Consider the following 19275-nt stretch of genomic DNA (forward strand, 5'->3'; position numbering starts at 1 on the left):
CGCCGGCTCAGGGAGCCGGCGGCGTACGGGAAGATTTACCAGCGGTAGTGTGCGAAGGCCTTGTTCGACTCGGCCATCTTGTGGGTGTCTTCGCGACGCTTCACAGCGGCACCGAGACCGTTGGACGCATCCAGGATTTCGTTCTGGAGGCGCTCGGTCATCGTCTTCTCGCGGCGGGCCTTGGAGTAGCCAACCAGCCAGCGGAGAGCGAGGGCGGTGGAGCGGCCCGGCTTGACCTCAACGGGAACCTGGTAGGTTGCGCCACCGACACGGCGGGAGCGGACCTCGAGGGAAGGCTTGACGTTGTCCATGGCCTTCTTGAGGGCGGCAACGGGGTCGCCACCGGACTTGGCGCGTGCACCTTCGAGGGCGCCGTAAACGATGCGCTCTGCGGTGGACTTCTTGCCGTCGATCAGAACCTTGTTGATCAGCTGGGTGACCAACGGGGAACCGTAAACGGGATCGGAAACTAGCGGCCGCTTCGGGGCCGGACCCTTGCGAGGCATATTACTTCTTCTCCATCTTTGCGCCGTAGCGGCTGCGGGCCTGCTTGCGGTTCTTGACACCCTGGGTATCGAGGGCACCACGGACGATCTTGTAACGGACACCCGGGAGGTCCTTCACACGACCACCACGGACCAGCACGATGGAGTGCTCCTGGAGGTTGTGGCCAACACCGGGGATGTAGGCGGTAACTTCAACGCCACCGTTGAGGCGCACACGCGCAACCTTACGGAGAGCCGAGTTCGGCTTCTTCGGGGTGGTCGTGTAAACGCGGGTGCAAACACCGCGGCGCATCGGGCTGCCCTTAAGCGCGGGAGCCTTGGTCTTGGAGACCTTCGGCGTGCGGCCCTTGCGGACCAGCTGGTTAATCGTAGGCACTTTCGTGTTCTCCGTTGGTTGATCTCTGCTCCGCGCCCAGGTGTTGACCTGTGTTTGCGTGAGAGCTTTGGCGTTGTCCATGCGGCCCTGGTCCGAAGACCCGGTGGGCGTGCAAAAGTGCGGCATTCGTTGCGCACGTAGCCCGCAACCCGGAAACAGGCTCCACCCAACATCATGAGAACAAAACCGAAATGATGCTGCGGCGGCCTTCATCCACTGCCACACAGAACAATTACCAAAATTCTAGCATGGCTTGATCTGAGGCATTAATCGGGTGTAGAGGGGTGAACCACGATGGCGGGTGCCGGCCGCCGTCGTCGGGCCCTAACGGGAAGGACCCCGCACTCAGTGAGTACGGGGTCCTTACCTTGACTAGAAGACTAAGGGCAGGGCGGCAGGTTCCCTACGTGGCGCGGAACGCGACACGAAAGGGCCCGCCGTGCCCGTTAGCGGAAGTCGTTGCCGAGATCGTAGTCATCCAGCGGGATGGCGTGGAACTCGGGAGCTCCGTCGCCGCCCAGGGCGTCATACGAGAAGTCGGTGAAGGCGCTGGGGCCCGTGAACAGGCTTGCCTTTGCTTCTTCAGTCGGCTCCACGGTGACCTCGGTGTAACGGGGCAGGCCCGTACCGGCCGGGATGAGCTTACCGATGATGACGTTCTCCTTGAGGCCGAGCAGCGGGTCGCTCTTGCCTTCCATGGCCGCCTGCGTCAGAACGCGGGTGGTCTCCTGGAAGGAAGCGGCCGACAGCCAGGACTCAGTTGCCAGAGATGCCTTGGTGATACCCATCAGTTCCGGACGGCCGGAAGCCGGGGTACGGCCTTCGGACACCACGCGACGGTTCTCGTCTTCGAAGCGGCTGCGCTCAGCGAGCTCGCCCGGAAGCAGATCGGAGTCGCCGGATTCGATGACGGTCACACGGCGCAGCATCTGACGGACGATGACTTCCACGTGCTTGTCGTGGATGCCGATGCCCTGGCTGCGGTAAACGCCCTGGACCTCGTCCACCAGGAACTTCTGGGCGGCACGCGGACCCATGATGCGCAGAACCTGCTTCGGGTCCACAGGACCGTTGATCAGCTTCTGGCCGACGCTGACGTGCTCGCCATCCTCGATGAGGAGGCGGGAACGGCGCAGCACCGGGTAGGCGATCTCCTCGGAACCATCGTCCGGGGTGATGATGAGGCGCATCTGGCGCTCGGACTCTTCGATGGCGATGCGGCCGGCTGCTTCAGCAATCGGTGCAACACCCTTCGGAGTACGGGCTTCGAAGAGCTCCTGGATACGGGGCAGACCCTGGGTGATGTCGTCGCCACCGCTGGCGGAAACAGCACCACCGGTGTGGAACGTACGCATGGTCAGCTGGGTACCGGGTTCACCGATGGACTGTGCGGCGATGATGCCGACGGCCTCTCCGATGTCCACGGTCTTGCCGGTGGCCAGCGAACGGCCGTAGCAGAGCGCACAGGTGCCGACCTTGGACTCACACGTGAGCACGGAACGGACCTTGACCTCGGTGATGCCGGCCGCGAGCAGCTCGGCAATGACGACGTCGCCGCAGTCGGTGCCGGCAGCTGCCAGCACGGCACCCTTGGAGTCGACGACGTCGACGGCGAGGGTACGTGCGTAGGCGCTGTTCTCGACGTTCTCGTCAAGGACCAGCTCACCGTTGGAGTCCGGCACGGCGATTGCGGTCATGAGACCACGCTCGGTGCCACAGTCCTCTTCACGGACGATGACGTCCTGCGAAACGTCCACCAGACGACGGGTCAGGTAACCCGAGTTGGCGGTACGCAGTGCGGTGTCAGCCAGACCCTTACGGGCACCGTGCGTGGCGATGAAGTATTCCAGCACCGACAGGCCCTCGCGGTACGAGGACTTGATCGGACGCGGGATGATCTCACCCTTCGGGTTGGCCACAAGACCACGGATACCCGCGATCTGGCGGACCTGCATCCAGTTACCACGTGCACCGGAGGACACCATGCGGTTGATGGTGTTCATCGGGGACAGGCTGTCACGCATCGCCTGGGCGATTTCGTTGGTGGCCTTGTTCCAGATCTCGATCAGTTCCTGGCGACGCTCGTCGTCGTCGATCAGGCCCTTGTCGTACTGGCCCTGGATCTTGGCAGCCATGGTCTCGTAACCGGCCAAGATGGCCGGCTTGGAGGTGGGCACCTCGATGTCGGAGATTGCCACGGTGACGCCCGAGCGGGTCGCCCAGTAGAAACCGGCGTCCTTCAGGTTGTCCAGCGTTGCAGCCGTGACCACCTTCGGGTAGCGCTCTGCGAGGTCGTTGACGATCCGGGAAAGCTCGCCCTTGTCGGCAACAGCCTCAACCCACGGGTAGTCCTCCGGCAGGGTCTCGTTGAAGAGAACCTGGCCGAGGGAGGTCTGGACCAGTGCGGTCTGACCCGGCTCCCAACCTTCCGGAGCTTCCCAGCCGGCGTAAGGAACAAAGCCCTCAAGGCGGATCTTGACCTGGGAGTTCAGGTGCAGCTCGCGGGCATCGTAGGCCATGATGGCTTCCGAAACCGAGGAGAAGATGCGGCCTTCGCCTGCGGAACCAACGCGCTTGGTGGTCAGGTGGTACAGACCGATGATCATGTCCTGCGAAGGCAGGGTCACCGGACGGCCATCGGACGGCTTCAAGATGTTGTTGGAGGACAGCATCAGGATGCGGGCTTCAGCCTGCGCTTCGGGGCTCAGCGGCAGGTGGACTGCCATCTGGTCGCCGTCGAAGTCGGCGTTGAAGGCGCCACAAACCAGCGGGTGAAGCTGGATGGCCTTGCCTTCAACAAGCTGCGGTTCAAATGCCTGGATGCCGAGGCGGTGCAGGGTAGGTGCACGGTTGAGCAACACCGGGTGTTCGGTGATGATCTCTTCCAGCACGTCCCAGACCTGCGGACGGTAACGCTCGACCATGCGCTTTGCCGACTTGATGTTTTGCGCGTGGTTGAGGTCAACCAGTCGCTTCATCACGAACGGCTTGAAGAGCTCCAGGGCCATCTGCTTGGGCAGACCACACTGGTGCAGCTTCAGCTGCGGGCCGACGACGATGACCGAACGGCCGGAGTAGTCGACGCGCTTGCCGAGCAGGTTCTGGCGGAAACGGCCCTGCTTGCCCTTGAGCATGTCGCTCAGGGACTTCAGCGGACGGTTGCCCGGACCCGTGACGGGACGGCCGCGACGGCCGTTGTCGAAGAGGCTGTCAACAGCTTCCTGAAGCATGCGCTTCTCGTTGTTGACGATGATCTCCGGCGCACCGAGGTCAAGCAGTCGCTTGAGTCGGTTGTTGCGGTTGATCACACGGCGGTAGAGGTCGTTGAGGTCGGAGGTCGCGAAGCGGCCACCGTCCAGCTGGACCATCGGGCGCAGTTCCGGCGGGATCACCGGGACGGCGTCCAGCACCATGCCGAGCGGGCTGTTGTTGGTGGTCAGGAATGCGTTGACAACCTTCAGGCGCTTGAGGGCACGCGTCTTGCGCTGGCCCTTGCCGTTCTGGATGGTGTCGCGCAGGGACTCCGACTCTGCCTGCATGTCGAAGTTCTCAAGACGCTTCTTGATGGCTTCGGCACCCATGGAGCCTTCGAAGTACATGCCGTAGCGGTCGCGCAGTTCGCGGTACAGGCCTTCGTCACCTTCGAGGTCGGCGACCTTGAGGTTCTTGAAACGGTCCCAGACCTGCTCGAGGCGCTCGATCTCAGCATCCGCGCGCTTGCGGACGTTGGCCATCTGACGGTCCGCGGAGTCGCGGGCCTTCTTCTTGTCGGCAGCCTTGGCGCCTTCACCTTCGAGGCGGGCAAGCTCATCCTCAAGGTCGCGGGCAATCGTGGCGATGTCGCTGTCGCGGTTGTCGACGAGCTGCTTCTTCTCGAGGTCGTGCTCCACCTGGAGGTTCGGCAGTTCTGCGTGACGGCTCTCGGTGTCGACGCTCGTGATCATGTAGGCAGCGAAGTAGATGACCTTTTCGAGGTCCTTCGGTGCCAGGTCAAGGAGGTAGCCCAAACGGGAGGGAACACCCTTGAAGTACCAGATGTGCGTGACGGGAGCGGCCAGCTCAATGTGGCCCATGCGCTCGCGGCGCACCTTGGCGCGGGTGACTTCAACGCCACACCGCTCGCAGATGATGCCCTTGAAGCGCACGCGCTTGTACTTGCCGCAGTAGCATTCCCAGTCCCGGGACGGGCCGAAGATCTTCTCGCAGAAGAGGCCGTCCTTCTCGGGCTTGAGCGTGCGGTAGTTGATGGTTTCCGGCTTCTTGACCTCACCGTAAGACCAGCCGCGGATGTCTTCCGCGGTGGCGAGGCCGATCTGCATGAGGCCGAAGGAGGATTCGCTGGACATATGGTCCCTGTTCTCTCTTGTTCTCTAAATTCTGAAGTCTTGGGTTTACGGAAAGAGGCAGCAGCCTTGGCTGGCGGTCTGCACCGCCAGCCAGAGCGGCTGTTTAGACCTCTTCTACGGAGCTGGGCTCTGCGCGAGACAGATCAATGCCCAGTTCTTCCGCAGCCGTAAAGACTGCGTCATCAGAGTCACGCATTTCGATCGTCGTACCATCCGTGGAAAGAACTTCCACGTTCAGGCACAGCGACTGCATTTCCTTGATCAAGACCTTGAAGGATTCCGGAACGCCAGGCTCGGGGATGTTCTCGCCCTTGACGATGGCTTCGTAGACCTTCACGCGGCCGTGGATGTCGTCCGACTTGATCGTCAGCAGTTCCTGGAGGGTGTAGGCAGCGCCGTATGCTTCGAGCGCCCACACTTCCATTTCACCGAAGCGCTGGCCACCGAACTGTGCCTTACCACCCAGCGGCTGCTGCGTGATCATGGAGTACGGGCCGGTGGAGCGTGCGTGGATCTTGTCGTCCACCAGGTGGTGGAGCTTCAGGATGTACATGTAGCCCACGGAGATCGGGTCCGGGAACGGCTCGCCGGAGCGGCCGTCGAACAGACGGGTCTTGCCGGAGGAGTCGATCAGGCGGTCACCGTCGCGGGTCACGTTGGTGGAATCCAGCAGACCTGTGATTTCCTCTTCGCGTGCACCGTCGAACACCGGGGTGGCAACGGTCGTCTGGCCGGTTTCACGAGGCAGGTTCGGAAGGTTCTTGACCCACTCCGGCTCGCCTTCGATCTTCCAACCGGTCTTGGCAACCCAACCAAGGTGCGTTTCGAGCACCTGGCCGACGTTCATACGACCCGGAACACCCAGGGGGTTCAGGACGATGTCCACAGGGGTACCGTCAGCAAGGAACGGCATGTCTTCGATCGGGAGGATCTTGGAGATGACGCCCTTGTTACCGTGGCGGCCGGCGAGCTTGTCGCCGTCGGTGATCTTGCGCTTGGCGGCAACGTAGACGCGGACCAGCTGGTTGACGCCCGGGGGCAGCTCGTCGTCGTTGTCGCGGTCGAAGACACGCACGCCGATGACCGTGCCGGACTCGCCGTGGGGAACCTTCAGGGAGGTGTCACGCACTTCGCGGGACTTCTCGCCGAAGATCGCACGGAGGAGGCGCTCTTCCGGAGTCAGTTCGGTTTCACCCTTCGGGGTGACCTTTCCGACCAGGATGTCGCCGGCTTCAACCTCGGCACCGATGTGGATGATGCCGCGCTCGTCCAGTCCTGCGAGGACTTCCTCGGACACGTTGGGGATGTCACGGGTGATTTCCTCGGCACCAAGCTTGGTGTCGCGGGCATCGATCTCGTGCTCCTCGATGTGGATGGAGGAAAGGACGTCCTCAGCGACGATGCGCTGCGACAGGATGATGGCGTCCTCGAAGTTGTGGCCTTCCCAGGACATGAATGCCACGAGGAGGTTCTTACCGAGGGCCAGTTCACCTTGGTCCGTTGCCGGGCCGTCAGCGATGATGCCGCCGACTTCGAGGCGCTGGCCTTCGTTGACCAGGACACGGTGGTTGTAGCAGTTGCCCTGGTTTGAACGGGCGAACTTGTTGATGCGGTAGCTGGTTTCCGTGCCGTCGTCGTTGAGCATGGTGACGAGGTCAGCGGAAACTTCGTTGACGACACCGGCCTTCTTCGCGATGACAACGTCACCGGCGTCGACGGCGGCAGCGCGCTCCATGCCGGTACCCACGAACGGAGCCTCGGAACGGACCAGCGGCACAGCCTGGCGCTGCATGTTGGCACCCATGAGTGCGCGGTTTGCATCGTCATGCTCAAGGAACGGAATCAGAGCGGTAGCTACGGACACCATCTGGCGCGGGGAGACGTCCATGAACTGAACTTCGCCGGCCGGAACCAGAACGGGCTCGCCTCCACCACCACGGGCACGGACAAGCACGGTTTCTTCCGCGAACTTCTTGTCGGCATCCAGCGGCGCGTTGGCCTGTGCAATCAGGACTTCGGCTTCGTCGTCCGCGGTGAGGTACTGGACCTCATCGGAAACGACGCCCTCGGACACCAGGCGGTACGGAGTCTCGATGAAACCGAACGGGTTGATGCGGCCGTAGGAAGCCAGCGAACCGATCAGGCCGATGTTCGGGCCTTCAGGAGTTTCGATGGGGCACATACGTCCGTAGTGGGACGGGTGAACGTCTCGGACTTCCATGCCTGCGCGGTCACGGGACAGACCACCCGGGCCAAGAGCCGACAGGCGGCGCTTGTGGGTCAGACCCGAGAGCGGATTGTTCTGGTCCATGAACTGGGACAGCTGGGACGTTCCGAAGAACTCCTTGATGGCTGCCACAACCGGGCGGATGTTGATCAGGGTCTGCGGCGTGATGGCTTCGACGTCCTGCGTGGTCATGCGTTCGCGAACAACGCGTTCCATACGGGACAGGCCGGTGCGGACCTGGTTTTCGATCAGTTCGCCGACGGCACGGATGCGACGGTTGCCGAAGTGGTCGATGTCATCGATCTCGACGCGGAGCTCGTGGTCTTCGCCATCGCGCTTGCCCATGAGGGTCTTCTCGCCGGCGTGAAGCGCGACGAGGAACTTGATCATGGCCACGATGTCTTCAACGTGCAGGACCGAAGCTTCCTTGTCGCCAAGGGAGCGGTCGATGCCGAGCTTGCGGTTGATCTTGTAACGGCCAACCTTGGCCAGATCGTAGCGCTTGGCGTTGAAGTACAGGTTGTCCAGCAGGGACTGGGCAGCCTCGACAGTGGGCGGCTCGCCCGGACGCAGCTTGCGGTAGATGTCCAGCAAGGCGTCTTCGCGGGTTTCAGTGGCGTCCTTCTCCAGCGTTGCGCGCATGGAGTCGTACTGGCCGAACTCTTCGAGGATCTGGCCTTCGGTCCAACCAAGGGCCTTCAGCAGAACGGTGACCGACTGCTTGCGCTTGCGGTCAAGGCGTACGCCGACCTGGTCGCGCTTGTCGATTTCGAGTTCGAACCACGCACCGCGGGACGGGATGATCTTCGCAGTGAAGATGTCCTTGTCGCTGGTCTTGTCAGCGGTGCGCTCAAAGTAGGCGCCCGGCGAACGGACCAGCTGGGAGACGACGACACGCTCGGTGCCGTTGACAACGAACGTTCCCTTCTCGGTCATGAGAGGGAAATCGCCCATGAACACGGTCTGCTGCTTGATTTCGCCCGTGTTGTTGTTCATGAACTCGGCCTTGACATACAGCGGTGCCGAGTAAGTGGCGTCACGGTCTTTGCATTCGGCCATGGTGTACTTCGGATCAGCGAACTCCGGCTCGGAGAAGCTCAGGGACATAGTGCCCTGGAAGTCCTCGATGGGGGAGATCTCTTCGAAGATGTCGGCAAGTCCGGAGGTGGTGGCGACGCTCAGGTCGCCTTCCTCGACAGCCTTCGCTACCCGCGCCTGCCAGCGTTCGTTTCCGACCAGCCAGTCAAAGCTGTCTGTCTGCAGTGCGAGCAGATTCGGAACGTCCAGCGGTTCGTGAATCTTTGCGAATGAGAGCCGGCGAGTTGCACCATCGGTGCTTGCCGTATTAGCGGTTTCGTTATTAGAGGTGCTCGAGGCGACCAAGAGGGATCCTTCCACAGACCTTCAGGCGTTTTCAGATCTCCCCCGCTTGCACCCTGCAGATTGAATCCGCAGTGTACCTTTCCGGTTCCGCTATATGACCCGGGACCCCGGCTGACCAAGACCATGCTCGTTCTAAACGGCACGTCGATGGCGCAGCTGAGAGGTAAAGCCCACCGCTATATGAAGGCTGAAGGTTAACAGGGAAGACGCAAATATCCACAATACGGCAAATCAACCCACCTGTCTACCCCACATCTCGCCTGAATGCAAGCACCGTTGCTGCAGGCACCTATGCGGGCCGGCCCCTTGATGGCGTGGGCGGAATGTTGATCCGGGCTCCATTGTTGAATGGAGAGGTGATGGGCGCCACGGTAGCCTAGGCTCACCACCCTTGATCGGAAGAGAGAAAATGAGCACCCCCTCAGACACAACGGACAACAACAACGACGTTGTCATCCTTTCCGCCAGCCGTACCCCACAGGGACGGTTGAACGGGCAACTGGCCGGGCTCACCGCCGTCGAGCTCGGTGCTCACGCCATTGCAGGCGCCATTTCGGCGAGCGGACTCACCGCGGACAAAGTGGACGCAGTGATCATGGGACAGGTCCTGCAGGCGGGCGCCGGCCAGAATCCGGCCCGGCAAAGCGCCATCGCCGCCGGCATCGGCTGGAACATCCCGGCCGTCACCATCAACAAAGTCTGCCTCTCCGGACTGACTGCCGTGATCGATGCCGCGCGAATGATCCGCAGCGGCGACGCCGCCGTCGTGGTCGCCGGTGGCCAGGAATCGATGAGCCGCGCTCCGCACTTGCTCCCCGGTTCCCGGCAAGGGTGGAGCTACGGGGCGATCCAGGCCCTCGACGTCGCGGCCCACGACGGCCTCACCGATGCCTTTGATGGCCAGTCAATGGGCCTGTCCACCGAGATCAAGAACCTCTCGCTCGGCATCGACCGCCGGTCCCAGGATGAAGTGGCCGCCGCTTCGCACCAGCGTGCGGCCGCGGCCGCGGAGCAAGGAGTGTTCGACGGCGAGATCACACCCATCAGCGTCAAGCAACGCAAGGGAGAACCCCTGGTGCTGACAAGCGACGAAGGCGTCCGCCCCCAGACCACGCTCGAGACCCTGGCCCCCTTGAAGGGCGCCTTTGCCACCGATGGAACCATCACCGCTGGCAACTCCTCTCCCCTGTCCGACGGCGCCTCCGCACTCGTGCTCACGAGCCGCCGCTTCGCCGAGGCGAACGGCCTTGACTACCTTGCCGTCGTCGGCAAGCCCGGCCAGGTAGCGGGACCCGACAACAGCCTGCATTCGCAGCCCTCGAACGCGATACGGCACGCCCTGGACCGCGCCGGGTGGACCACCGCCGATCTGGACTTCATCGAGATCAACGAAGCCTTCGGTTCGGTTGCGGTGCAGTCCTTGAAGGACCTGGACTATCCCTTGGAGAAGTGCAATGTCCACGGCGGAGCAATTGCGATTGGACACCCGATCGGTGCCTCAGGAGCGCGCCTTGCCCTCCACGCGGCCCACGAGCTGAAACGCCGTGGGAAGGGTAAAGCGGCCGTCGCCCTCTGTGGTGGCGGCGGCCAAGGTGAAGCACTGCTGCTCTACCGCGACTAGATACTCGGCGATTTCGGCGGCGGAAGTGGCCATGAACGGAAATGGAGCATGAATGCGGGGCACTGAGCGATTCCTGGCCGACGCGGCCGCCCGCGGACTCGACGTCCAACTCGTAGAGCGGGCGGCGGCAGGCAGCCTTGAGGAAGCGGCCCGCATCATGGGGATCACACCGGCGGACATCGTGAAGTCCCTTGTGGTCAAGCACCGGGACGGCTCGTTCCTGTTTGCGCTGGTTCCGGGTGACCGGCAGATCTCCTGGCCCAAGCTGCGCGCCCTCCTGGGCGTCAACAAACTGTCGATGCCCTCGGCCGACATCGCTTTCGAGGCAACCGGCTATGAGCGCGGCACCATCACGCCGCTGGGAAGTTCGAAGCCCTGGCCGGTCTATGCGGATGCCAGCATCGCCGGACGCAGGATCTCCATGGGAGCGGGCGAACACGGATTCAGCGCCTTCGTGAAAGCGGATTCCCTCACTGAGGCCTTGGGCGCGATCGTGGCCGACATCAGCGACCCCCTCTAAGCAACGCGGGGTCACTTACGGCCCATTGGGTGCTGCTGGATGGGCCGTAAGTGACCCCGCGTTCCTTTTAAATGCAGGAAGCCCCGCCCGGACGAATCCGGACGGGGCTTCCCGAAAAGGCGAGTTACTTGACAGTAACCGTGGCGCCGGCAGCTTCGAGCTGCTCCTTGGCCTTCTCGGCGGCTTCCTTGGTGGCGCCTTCGAGAACAGCCTTCGGTGCACCGTCAACCAGGTCCTTGGCTTCCTTGAGGCCGAGGGAGGTGATGGCGCGAACTTCCTTGATCACTGCGATCTTCTTGTCACCGGCAGCTTCGAGGACGACATCGAATTCGGTCTTCTCTTCAACTTCTTCGCCAGCGCCGGCACCAGCCGGGCCTGCAACTGCAACAGCAGCAGCAGTAACTTCGAAGGTCTCTTCGAAGAGCTTGACGAACTCGGAGAGCTCGATGATGGTCAGTTCCTTGAAAGCTTCAATGAGCTCTTCGTTGCTGAGCTTCGCCATGTTTGGCGTCCTTCCTATAGGTGGTGCCGCTACGGACGTTGTCCGTTACTGCACCGCAGTTTGAATGGGGAGAACTTAGTTCTCTTCGGTTGCTGCTTCAGCGGCTTCAGCCGGAGCGGCAGCCTCTTCTGCAGCAGCCTCGGCGGGAGCCTCTTCGGCAGCCGGTGCTTCTTCAGCGGCCGGTGCTACAGCGCCGCCCTCTTCTTCAAGCTTGAGGCGCAGAGCGTCAATGATGCGTGCAGCAGCGGCAGCAGGTGCCTTGAGGACGCCTGCAACCTTGGCGAGCTGCAGCTCACGGGACTCGAGGGCTGCCAGTGCGGCAACCTCTGCTGCGTTCAGTGCCTTGCCTTCGAAGTAGCCGGTCTTGATGATCAGCTGCTTGTTGACCTTGGCAAAGTCCGTCAGGCTCTTGGCGGCAGCAACCGCGTCACCCTTGATGAATGCAATTGCAGTGGGGCCGGCGAGCTGACCGTCGAATGCTTCGACACCAGCTTCCTTGGCTGCAATGGCGGTCAGGGTGTTCTTGACGACCGAGAACTTGGTGTCCAGGCCGAGAGAAACGCGCAGCTGCTTGAGCTGTGCAACAGAGAGCCCGCGGTATTCGGTCAGGACAGCGGCGTTCGATTCCTTGAAATCGTTGGTGATCTCAGCTACTGCAGAGATCTTGCTAGGCGTTGCCATAACCCTCCTTCCGGGGAATAAAGCCGGTTTTCCGGGTCCCCGCTCAAAAGAGCTGCAACTAAAAAACGCCCCGCGCAGATGCACGGGGCTTGGCTCAACACGATCCAATGATCATGGAGATTTGCTTCGTTCACCTGCGCCGGCCGCCCTTTGTCAGGGTCCTTCGTCTAGGAAACCACTTGGTTCTTCCGCGCGTAGCTACAGAGTTGAGCTGTGCCCGGAGGAGTGGATTCCCATCAACCGACGGTCTTTGGTAGTTCAAGCTTACGGGACGGGCAAGTGCATCGCCAAATCGCGCAACCTACTCGGAGGAGGTAACCCTCGGCCCCATGTTCGGCAGCTCCTTCTGCCACAACCCCGTGACCCCGGCCGTGGTGAATCCCAATTGCTTGTTCACCGTCAGCAGGTACCGGTTTTCGGGGGCATTCCAGGTGTAGATCACCCGGGCGTCGGGGAACTGTTCGCTGAGGCGCTGCATATTGGCCACCTTGATGAGGAGCCCGAGCTTGTTTCCGCGGTGCTCCTGCAGGACGATCGTGTCGTCTTGGAAGACGACATCCTGACGTTGCGCCAGGACGCCGATCGTGGTGAGTCCGACGATCCGCCCGCTGGCGACGTGCTCGACGGCGGTGACCACCGTTCGGCGTCCCTGCGCAACGGCGGCGTCTTCCGCCTGACGCAACACACCGGCGTCGAACACTAGTTGCTGCTGTTCGGCTTCTGCGGCCTCATTGCCCTCGGACACCACTTCCCCGGCCGCGTTCTCCAGTGCGGCCACAGCTTCGAGCCATTGTTGGGGGCAGCGGTCGGTCCAGTGGTGGAGACGGTAGCGGCCGGCGTTCGCGTCTTCCGCTTCGGCTTCAAGCTCAGCGACGAGCTTTGAATCCAGCGGAAGCGCGCAGGAACTGAACTGTTCGATGTGCTGGAGGGTGTAGCCGGTACGACGGGCAAAGTCGACCTCGCGGCTGGCCAAGGGAACGAAGCCCAGTCCGCTTCCAGGCACGAGCTGCCCTTCAGCACCACCGCGAAGCGACTCCGCAGGGTGGTTGGTGTCCACCATGATCATCGTCCGGCCCTCGCTTCTGGCGAAGTGCTCGGCAGCTTCCAGAAGTTGCCGGCCGACGCCCCTGCGCTGGAATTCAGGAAGGATGTCCAGGGTGAACTCGGCCAGGTCCATGTTGTCGGCAAGGGGAAGCGCGATGTCTACGGTACCGACAATGCGGCCATCAACGCGGGCCACGAGAATAACCTGGCGTTCGTAAGGATCGCCGAGTTCGAGCAGTTTCTCCAGCGGGGTGTAGGCCAGATCGTCCGTACCCCAGATCTGCATGCGGACCCTGCGGCTGACTTCGACGGCGGCCAGGAAATCCTTTGCGTCGTCGGCGTCAAGGGAATCCGGGATCCAGAGTTGGCCGATCTCCACCGTGCTCGTCATTTGATCCTCTTTTGCCATTCGCCGTCGTATCCCGCCGGTTTGAAGCCGAGCTGTACGTTGATGGACAGCATATGTTCGTTTTCCTCGGCGTTAAAAGTCATGACGCGCCCGACGGCCGGATATTCCGTCTGCAGCCTGCGCAGATTGGCCAGTTTAACGAGCATCCCCAGTCCATGGCCCCGATGCGGCTTTGCCACCAAAGTGTCGTCCTGCTCGGCCACCCCAGCCTTCGCGGGATCAAGGTAGATCACGGTGTACGCAACGAGCTCCCCCGTCCGCCGATGTTGCGCGGCGGCCACAAGGGCAGTCTGTCCTTCGGCTAGCGTGGTGTCCTCGAGTTGCCTGACGCGGGCTGCATCCCAGGCCTCCGCCTCGATCTCCAGGCCTCCCGCCGGGGTATCCGTGCTCATCCGGCCCATCAGCCCGGCCATGTGGTCCACGTATTCTCCGGGGCAACGGTTCGTCCAGGCAAGGACCCCGTATTCGGCGTCTGCTTTGGAATGCGCCGCAAGCTCGAGTCGTGCCCATTCCGCGTTATGGTCCATGTCCAGCGTGCTGAATCTGCTGGCCTGTTCCAAGGTGTATCCATGCTTGAGGCAGAAGGCTGCTCCCGGACCATCGTCGGGTACTCCCCCGGGTACTCCCTCCGCGCCTGCTCGTGCTCGTGCGAAGCCGATCGGGTGTTCGGTGTGCGCCTGCAGGACGCGCCTCCCCTGGGCCGCCGCGATCCCTTCTACGGTGCGGAGCAATGCGGTTCCGATTCCATGCCGGCGGCACCCCTCCAGCACATCTACGTGGATCCACGCGGTATGGACATTGTCCTTGAGCGGAACGCTGCAGGAAGCGTGGCCGACGATGCTTCCGTCAACCCGGGCAAAGAAGTTCCTCGATACCTCGTATGGAGTATCGCGCCATCCGGCGAGCCGGGTCTGCGCCGAGGACGCCCGCTCCAGGTTTCCCCAGGTTTCCAGCACCATGGCGTCCATCACGGATGAGAGCTCCCGGAAATCCTTGCCGTCCGGCCCATCCATGGACTCCGGCAGATGGAGCTCGTGGATGCTGAAATCCGGAACTTGGCCTGTCATGCCCTCAGCCTAATCAGCGCTCGCCAGCCGCGATAGGTGCCCGTTTGCATACAACGAAAGGACCGCCCGGCGAATGCCGGACGGTCCTTTCAGAGTCGATGCTCCCGGTGGCTTACGCCTCGGTGAGAACCTTGGTGACGTTCGGGTCAACGGAGATGCCCGGACCGAACGTGGTGGCGACCGTAGCCTTCTGGATGTAGCGGCCCTTGGAAGCGGACGGCTTCAGGCGAAGAACCTCTTCCAGAGCGGCTGCGTAGTTCTCGGCCAGCTTCAGCTCGTCGAAGGAAACCTTGCCGATGATGAAGTGCAGGTTCGAGTGCTTGTCGACGCGGAAGTCGATCTTGCCGCCCTTGATGTCGTTGACAGCCTTGGTGACGTCAGCGGTCACGGTACCGGTCTTCGGGTTCGGCATGAGGTTACGCGGGCCGAGGACCTTACCGAGACGGCCAACCTTGCCCATGAGGTCAGGGGTTGCCACTGCGGCGTCGAAGTCGGTCCAGCCGGCTGCGATCTTTTCGATCAGGTCATCGGAGCCAACGAAGTCGGCGCCTGCAGCGATTGCTGCTTCAGCCTTGTCGCCCGTTGCGAAAACGAGGACGCGGGCAGTCTTACCCGTGCCGTGCGGCAGGTTCACGGTGCCGCGGACCATCTGGTCGGCCTTACGCGGGTCAACGCCCAAACGGAAAGCAACCTCAACGGTGGCGTCGAACTTGGACGGGTTGGTGTCCTTGGCGAGCTTGATGGCCTCGAACGGGGCGTAGAACTTGTCCGCCTCGATCTTGGCTGCGGCTGCCTCATATGCTTTGCTGCGCTTTGCCATGCTGCTTATTCTCCTTGTGCAGTTGTGGTCTGCGGACCGCGCTGGGCCCTGCCACAGTCGGACATCCGGCGTGGATCTCCAACATTTTCAATATTTCAATGGTGCCGGTTTCCCGGCGGTGCTACCCGGCGTCGTCAGTTTCCCAAAACAGACGCCATGAAGCGGTGAGGGGAATTAACCCTCGACGGTGATACCCATGGAGCGTGCGGTGCCGGCGATGATCTTGGCAGCGCCCTCAAGGCTGGTGGCGTTGAGGTCTTCCATCTTGGTGGTGGCGATCTCGTTAACCTGTGCCTGGGTCAGCTTGGCAACCTTGACGGTGTGCGGCGTGGCCGAACCCTTTGCAACGCCTGCAGCCTTCTTGATGAGCTCTGCAGCCGGCGGGGTCTTGGTGATGAAGGTGAAAGAGCGGTCTTCGTAGACCGTGATTTCAACCGGGATAACGTTTCCGCGCTGGGCTTCCGTTGCAGCGTTGTACGCCTTGCAGAATTCCATGATGTTGACACCGTGCTGGCCAAGCGCAGGACCGATCGGCGGGGCCGGGTTGGCGGCACCTGCCTGGATCTGCAGCTTGATGAGGCCGGTGACCTTCTTCTTGGGAGCCAATGTAGGTCCTTCTCTCAATAACTTCCTAGGACACAGGAGCGTGCCTCAGGTTTGTGGCCGCCATGGCAAGGCGACCGACCGCTCCGTGGTTGCTAAGCGGGCAACCACGGGGCGAAATTCTTGGATCAACTAGATCTTGGTGACCTGGTTGAATGCGAGCGTAACCGGGGTTTCGCGTTCGAAGATCGACACCAGCACCACAAGCGTCTGGGAATCCATCTTGATCTCGGAGATCGTGGCGGGAAGGGTCTCGAACGGACCTTCCTTGACGATGACGGACTCTCCGACCTCGAAGTCGATGTCGACGGGCGTCTGGTGCTGCTTGTTGACCGGCTTGCCCTTTTCGGCCTGCTGCTCTTCGAAGACTGGAGCCAGCATGGAGAAGACCTCGTCAAGGCGAAGCGGGACCGGGTTGTGTGCGTTGCCCACGAAGCCAGTGACACCCGGAGTGTGGCGGACGGCGCCCCAGGATGCGTCGGTCAGGTCCATACGGACGAGGACGTAACCCGGGATGCGTACGCGGTTGATGATCTTGCGCTGGGCGTTCTTGATCTCAACGACTTCCTCCATGGGCACCTGGATCTCGAAGATGTAATCTTCCATGTCCAGGGTCTGGATGCGGGTCTCAAGGTTGGCCTTGACGCGGTTTTCGTAACCGGCGTAGGAGTGGATGACGTACCAGTCACCCTCCTGGCGGCGAAGCTTGGCCTTGAACTCCTCAGCGGGGTCGGCGGGCGCTACGGCTGCAGCGGCGGCCAAGGCGTCGGCGCCGGACTCGGCGTCGTCAGACTCGTCGTCGGCAGACTCGTCGTCGTCGGACTCATCCTGGTCGGCGTCGTCGACGTCGGCAGTTTCGGGCGCAGCAGAATCGACCTCGGATCCTTCCACAGCGTCAGCCGTGGCGTGGGCCGTGCTTTCAGCGGGCCCATCCAGCTCAGTCTCAGTTACCTCGAGCTCCTGCTCAGACACTTGGTCTCCTGCTTCCTCATTGCCTAACATGCCTATTTAAATGGCTCAATTCCGCAAACCCTACGAAATCCCTTGATTTTCCGGGGATTCCGCGCGGTTTGCGGAGCGATCCGCTTAGTGGTTCGTGGTGCCAGTAGCGCCGAAAACCCATTTGATTCCCGTACCGAAAGCCAGGTCCAGGATGGTGACGACAAGCATCATGATGGCCACGAACACCAGCACCACAACTGTGTAGTTGACCAGTTCCTTGCGGGTGGGGGCAACGACCTTCTTGAGCTCACCAATTACCTGGCGGACAAAAAGTGCGATTCGAGCGAAGAGACCGGAATCGGACTTCTTGGCAGGGCGGCCCTTCGAGCTGCTCGCAGCTGTTTCGGTCACCTGTTCCTCACTCATCTATGCAAACGTCGTTGACCCGACTCTGATCAGAGCCATGGTTGCTGCGCTTGTTCCGAGGAAACCCCGGAACAGCTTGCGCAGGGCAGACAGGACTCGAACCTGCAACCTGCGGTTTTGGAGACCGCTGCGCTACCAATTGCGCCACTACCCTATGGAACGAATCCATATTTTAGCCACACTCCATCAATGCCAAGAAATCCCGAAGAACACGAGATTCCGAGCCAATCTGGGGCGCGAACCATTGTGATGTTTTTCAACACCGGTGAACCAGTCTACGCAACAACGTCGCGATAGTCGAACCGGGCCATTTCCGGAGCGTTCAGGCCTTCTCGCTCATGTGATCAGCGCTCGTTTAATCAGCCTGCACTGTCACTTTCCCGAGGTTAGCCCGATAGCTCCGCAGAACAGCATAAGGTAGATTCCGTCGAATCCCACCATCCAGCTCATGAGCTGCCCGCGAAGAACGGTGCTTTAATGTCTGCCGGAATACCTGCCGCCCGCATTTCACAGCGAATTTCCGCCATCGCCGAATCCGCCACCCTTGCCGTTGACGCCAAGGCCAAGGCGCTCAAGGCAGCCGGTCGCCCCGTGATCGGCTTTGGCGCCGGGGAGCCCGACTTCCCGACCCCCGACTACATCGTCAAGGCCGCCGTCGAGGCCGCCTCCCAGCCGAAGTACCACCGCTACTCCCCTGCCGCCGGCCTGCCGGAGCTGAAGCAGGCCATCGCGGACAAGACGTTCCGCGACTCGGGCTACAAAGTAGACGGTTCCCAGGTGATGGTTACCAATGGCGGCAAGCAGGCCGTCTACAACACCTTCGCGACCCTTGTTGATCCGGGCGACGAAGTAATCATCCCCACGCCGTTCTGGACCACCTACCCGGAGGCAATCCGCTTGGCCGGAGGCGTTCCCGTTGAGGTCTTCGCCGGCCCCGAGCAGGGTTACCTGGTCACCGTGGAGCAGCTCGAAGCCGCGGTCACCGACAAGACGAAGATCCTGCTTTTCGTTTCGCCGTCCAACCCGACCGGCGCCGTCTACAGCGCCGAACAGGTGGCTGAGATCGGAAAATGGGCTGCGGCCAAGGGCCTCTGGGTTGTCACCGACGAAATCTATGAGCACCTGACCTACGACGGCGTGCCCTTCACCTCGATTGCCACTGCCGCTCCCGAACTCGGCGACAAGGTGGTCATCCTCAACGGTGTCGCCAAGACCTATGCCATGACCGGATGGCGTGTTGGATGGATGATCGGCCCGGCTGACGTCATCAAGGCCGCCACCAACCTCCAGTCGCACGCGACGTCGAACGTTTCCAACATCATGCAGATCGCAGCCCTGGCTGCCGTGTCCGGTCCGCTGACCGCCGTCGACGAAATGAAGGTCGCCTTCGACCGCCGCCGCAAGGCGATTGTCGCCGGACTGAACGCGATCGAGGGCGTGGAATGCCCGACGCCGACCGGCGCCTTCTACGTGTACGCCGACGTCCGCGGTCTGCTGGGCAAGGAATTCCCGACGTCGAACGGTCCTGTCCGTCCGTCAACGTCCGCTGAGCTGGCCTCGCTGATCCTCGACGAGGTTGAGGTCGCAATTGTTCCGGGCGAGGCCTTCGGCCCCTCCGGTTTCGTGCGCCTCTCCTACGCCTTGGGCGACGACGACCTTGCCGAAGGCGTTCGACGCCTCCAGGAATTCCTCGGCCAGGCCAAGTAGCCCTTCGCCCGCACGAACGCTCGCTCACCTCGGGATAGAGGTGAGCGAGCGTTCGGGTTTAAGGCGATAGAGGTGAGCGAGCGTTCGGGTTTAAG

15 protein-coding genes and 1 tRNA gene are annotated in these 19275 nt (G+C 62.0%); 3 read left to right on the forward strand and 13 right to left on the reverse strand.

Annotated features, from left to right (window positions below; all coding sequences use genetic code 11):
• Positions 1-35 precede the first annotated feature (35 nt).
• The 4 genes from rpsG to rpoB form a co-directional block, all read right to left on the reverse strand.
• Complete coding sequence (gene rpsG, locus AC1DJW_RS01680) at positions 36-506, reverse strand: 30S ribosomal protein S7 (protein ID WP_059387355.1); 471 nt, start codon at positions 504-506, stop codon at positions 36-38.
• Position 507: 1 nt separating this feature from the next.
• Positions 508-882 carry a 30S ribosomal protein S12 gene (gene rpsL / locus AC1DJW_RS01685; protein WP_009358312.1) on the reverse strand — a complete coding sequence of 125 codons (375 nt, stop codon included), beginning with the start codon at positions 880-882 and terminating at the stop codon, positions 508-510.
• 446 nt (positions 883-1328) lie between these two features.
• On the reverse strand, positions 1329-5228 hold the full coding sequence (locus AC1DJW_RS01690) for a DNA-directed RNA polymerase subunit beta' (protein ID WP_284755100.1): 3900 nt from the start codon (positions 5226-5228) through the stop codon (positions 1329-1331).
• 103 nt (positions 5229-5331) lie between these two features.
• Complete coding sequence (rpoB, locus tag AC1DJW_RS01695) at positions 5332-8838, reverse strand: DNA-directed RNA polymerase subunit beta (protein WP_284755098.1); 3507 nt, start codon at positions 8836-8838, stop codon at positions 5332-5334.
• A 409-nt stretch (positions 8839-9247) separates the two neighbouring features.
• On the opposite strand from rpoB, the gene AC1DJW_RS01700 reads away from it, so the two are divergent.
• Positions 9248-10459 carry an acetyl-CoA C-acetyltransferase gene (locus AC1DJW_RS01700; protein ID WP_284755097.1) on the forward strand — a complete coding sequence of 404 codons (1212 nt, stop codon included), beginning with the start codon at positions 9248-9250 and terminating at the stop codon, positions 10457-10459.
• A gap of 52 nt (positions 10460-10511) precedes the next feature.
• Positions 10512-10979: an aminoacyl-tRNA deacylase gene (locus AC1DJW_RS01705; RefSeq protein WP_284755096.1), complete on the forward strand. Its 468-nt coding sequence runs from the start codon at positions 10512-10514 to the stop codon at positions 10977-10979.
• A 124-nt stretch (positions 10980-11103) separates the two neighbouring features.
• Here the strand turns inward: AC1DJW_RS01705 and rplL are convergent, their stop codons facing one another.
• From rplL to AC1DJW_RS01750, 9 genes are all read right to left on the reverse strand, one after another.
• A complete protein-coding gene (rplL, locus tag AC1DJW_RS01710; RefSeq protein ID WP_284755095.1) occupies positions 11104-11481 on the reverse strand; it encodes a 50S ribosomal protein L7/L12 in 378 nt (125 codons plus the stop codon).
• A 75-nt stretch (positions 11482-11556) separates the two neighbouring features.
• Positions 11557-12162: a 50S ribosomal protein L10 gene (gene rplJ / locus AC1DJW_RS01715; RefSeq protein WP_284755094.1), complete on the reverse strand. Its 606-nt coding sequence runs from the start codon at positions 12160-12162 to the stop codon at positions 11557-11559.
• A 301-nt stretch (positions 12163-12463) separates the two neighbouring features.
• A complete protein-coding gene (locus AC1DJW_RS01720) occupies positions 12464-13615 on the reverse strand; it encodes a GNAT family N-acetyltransferase (RefSeq protein ID WP_390278680.1) in 1152 nt (383 codons plus the stop codon).
• Positions 13594-14682 (reverse strand): GNAT family N-acetyltransferase, encoded by a 1089-nt coding sequence (locus tag AC1DJW_RS01725; RefSeq protein ID WP_476900567.1) that lies wholly within the window; start codon positions 14680-14682, stop codon positions 13594-13596. The genes AC1DJW_RS01720 and AC1DJW_RS01725 overlap by 22 nt, the downstream gene beginning before the upstream one ends.
• A gap of 112 nt (positions 14683-14794) precedes the next feature.
• Entirely contained in the window at positions 14795-15502 is a 708-nt protein-coding gene (gene rplA / locus AC1DJW_RS01730; protein ID WP_028265118.1) for a 50S ribosomal protein L1, read from the reverse strand.
• Between the two features lie 174 nt (positions 15503-15676).
• The gene (gene rplK / locus AC1DJW_RS01735; RefSeq protein WP_018773647.1) at positions 15677-16108 is read right to left on the reverse strand and encodes a 50S ribosomal protein L11; all 432 of its coding nucleotides are present in this window, start codon (positions 16106-16108) and stop codon (positions 15677-15679) included.
• A gap of 129 nt (positions 16109-16237) precedes the next feature.
• Positions 16238-17077, reverse strand: a complete 840-nt coding sequence (nusG, locus tag AC1DJW_RS01740; RefSeq protein ID WP_476900568.1) for a transcription termination/antitermination protein NusG — start codon at positions 17075-17077, stop codon at positions 16238-16240.
• A gap of 114 nt (positions 17078-17191) precedes the next feature.
• Entirely contained in the window at positions 17192-17473 is a 282-nt protein-coding gene (gene secE / locus AC1DJW_RS01745; RefSeq protein WP_284755079.1) for a preprotein translocase subunit SecE, read from the reverse strand.
• Between the two features lie 81 nt (positions 17474-17554).
• A tRNA-Trp gene (locus AC1DJW_RS01750) sits at positions 17555-17627 on the reverse strand.
• Between the two features lie 323 nt (positions 17628-17950).
• On the opposite strand from AC1DJW_RS01750, the gene AC1DJW_RS01755 reads away from it, so the two are divergent.
• On the forward strand, positions 17951-19180 hold the full coding sequence (locus tag AC1DJW_RS01755) for a pyridoxal phosphate-dependent aminotransferase (protein WP_476900569.1): 1230 nt from the start codon (positions 17951-17953) through the stop codon (positions 19178-19180).
• The last annotated feature ends 95 nt before the right edge of the window (positions 19181-19275 follow it).

It is taken from the genome of Arthrobacter sp. 05L417 (assembly GCF_056397865.1).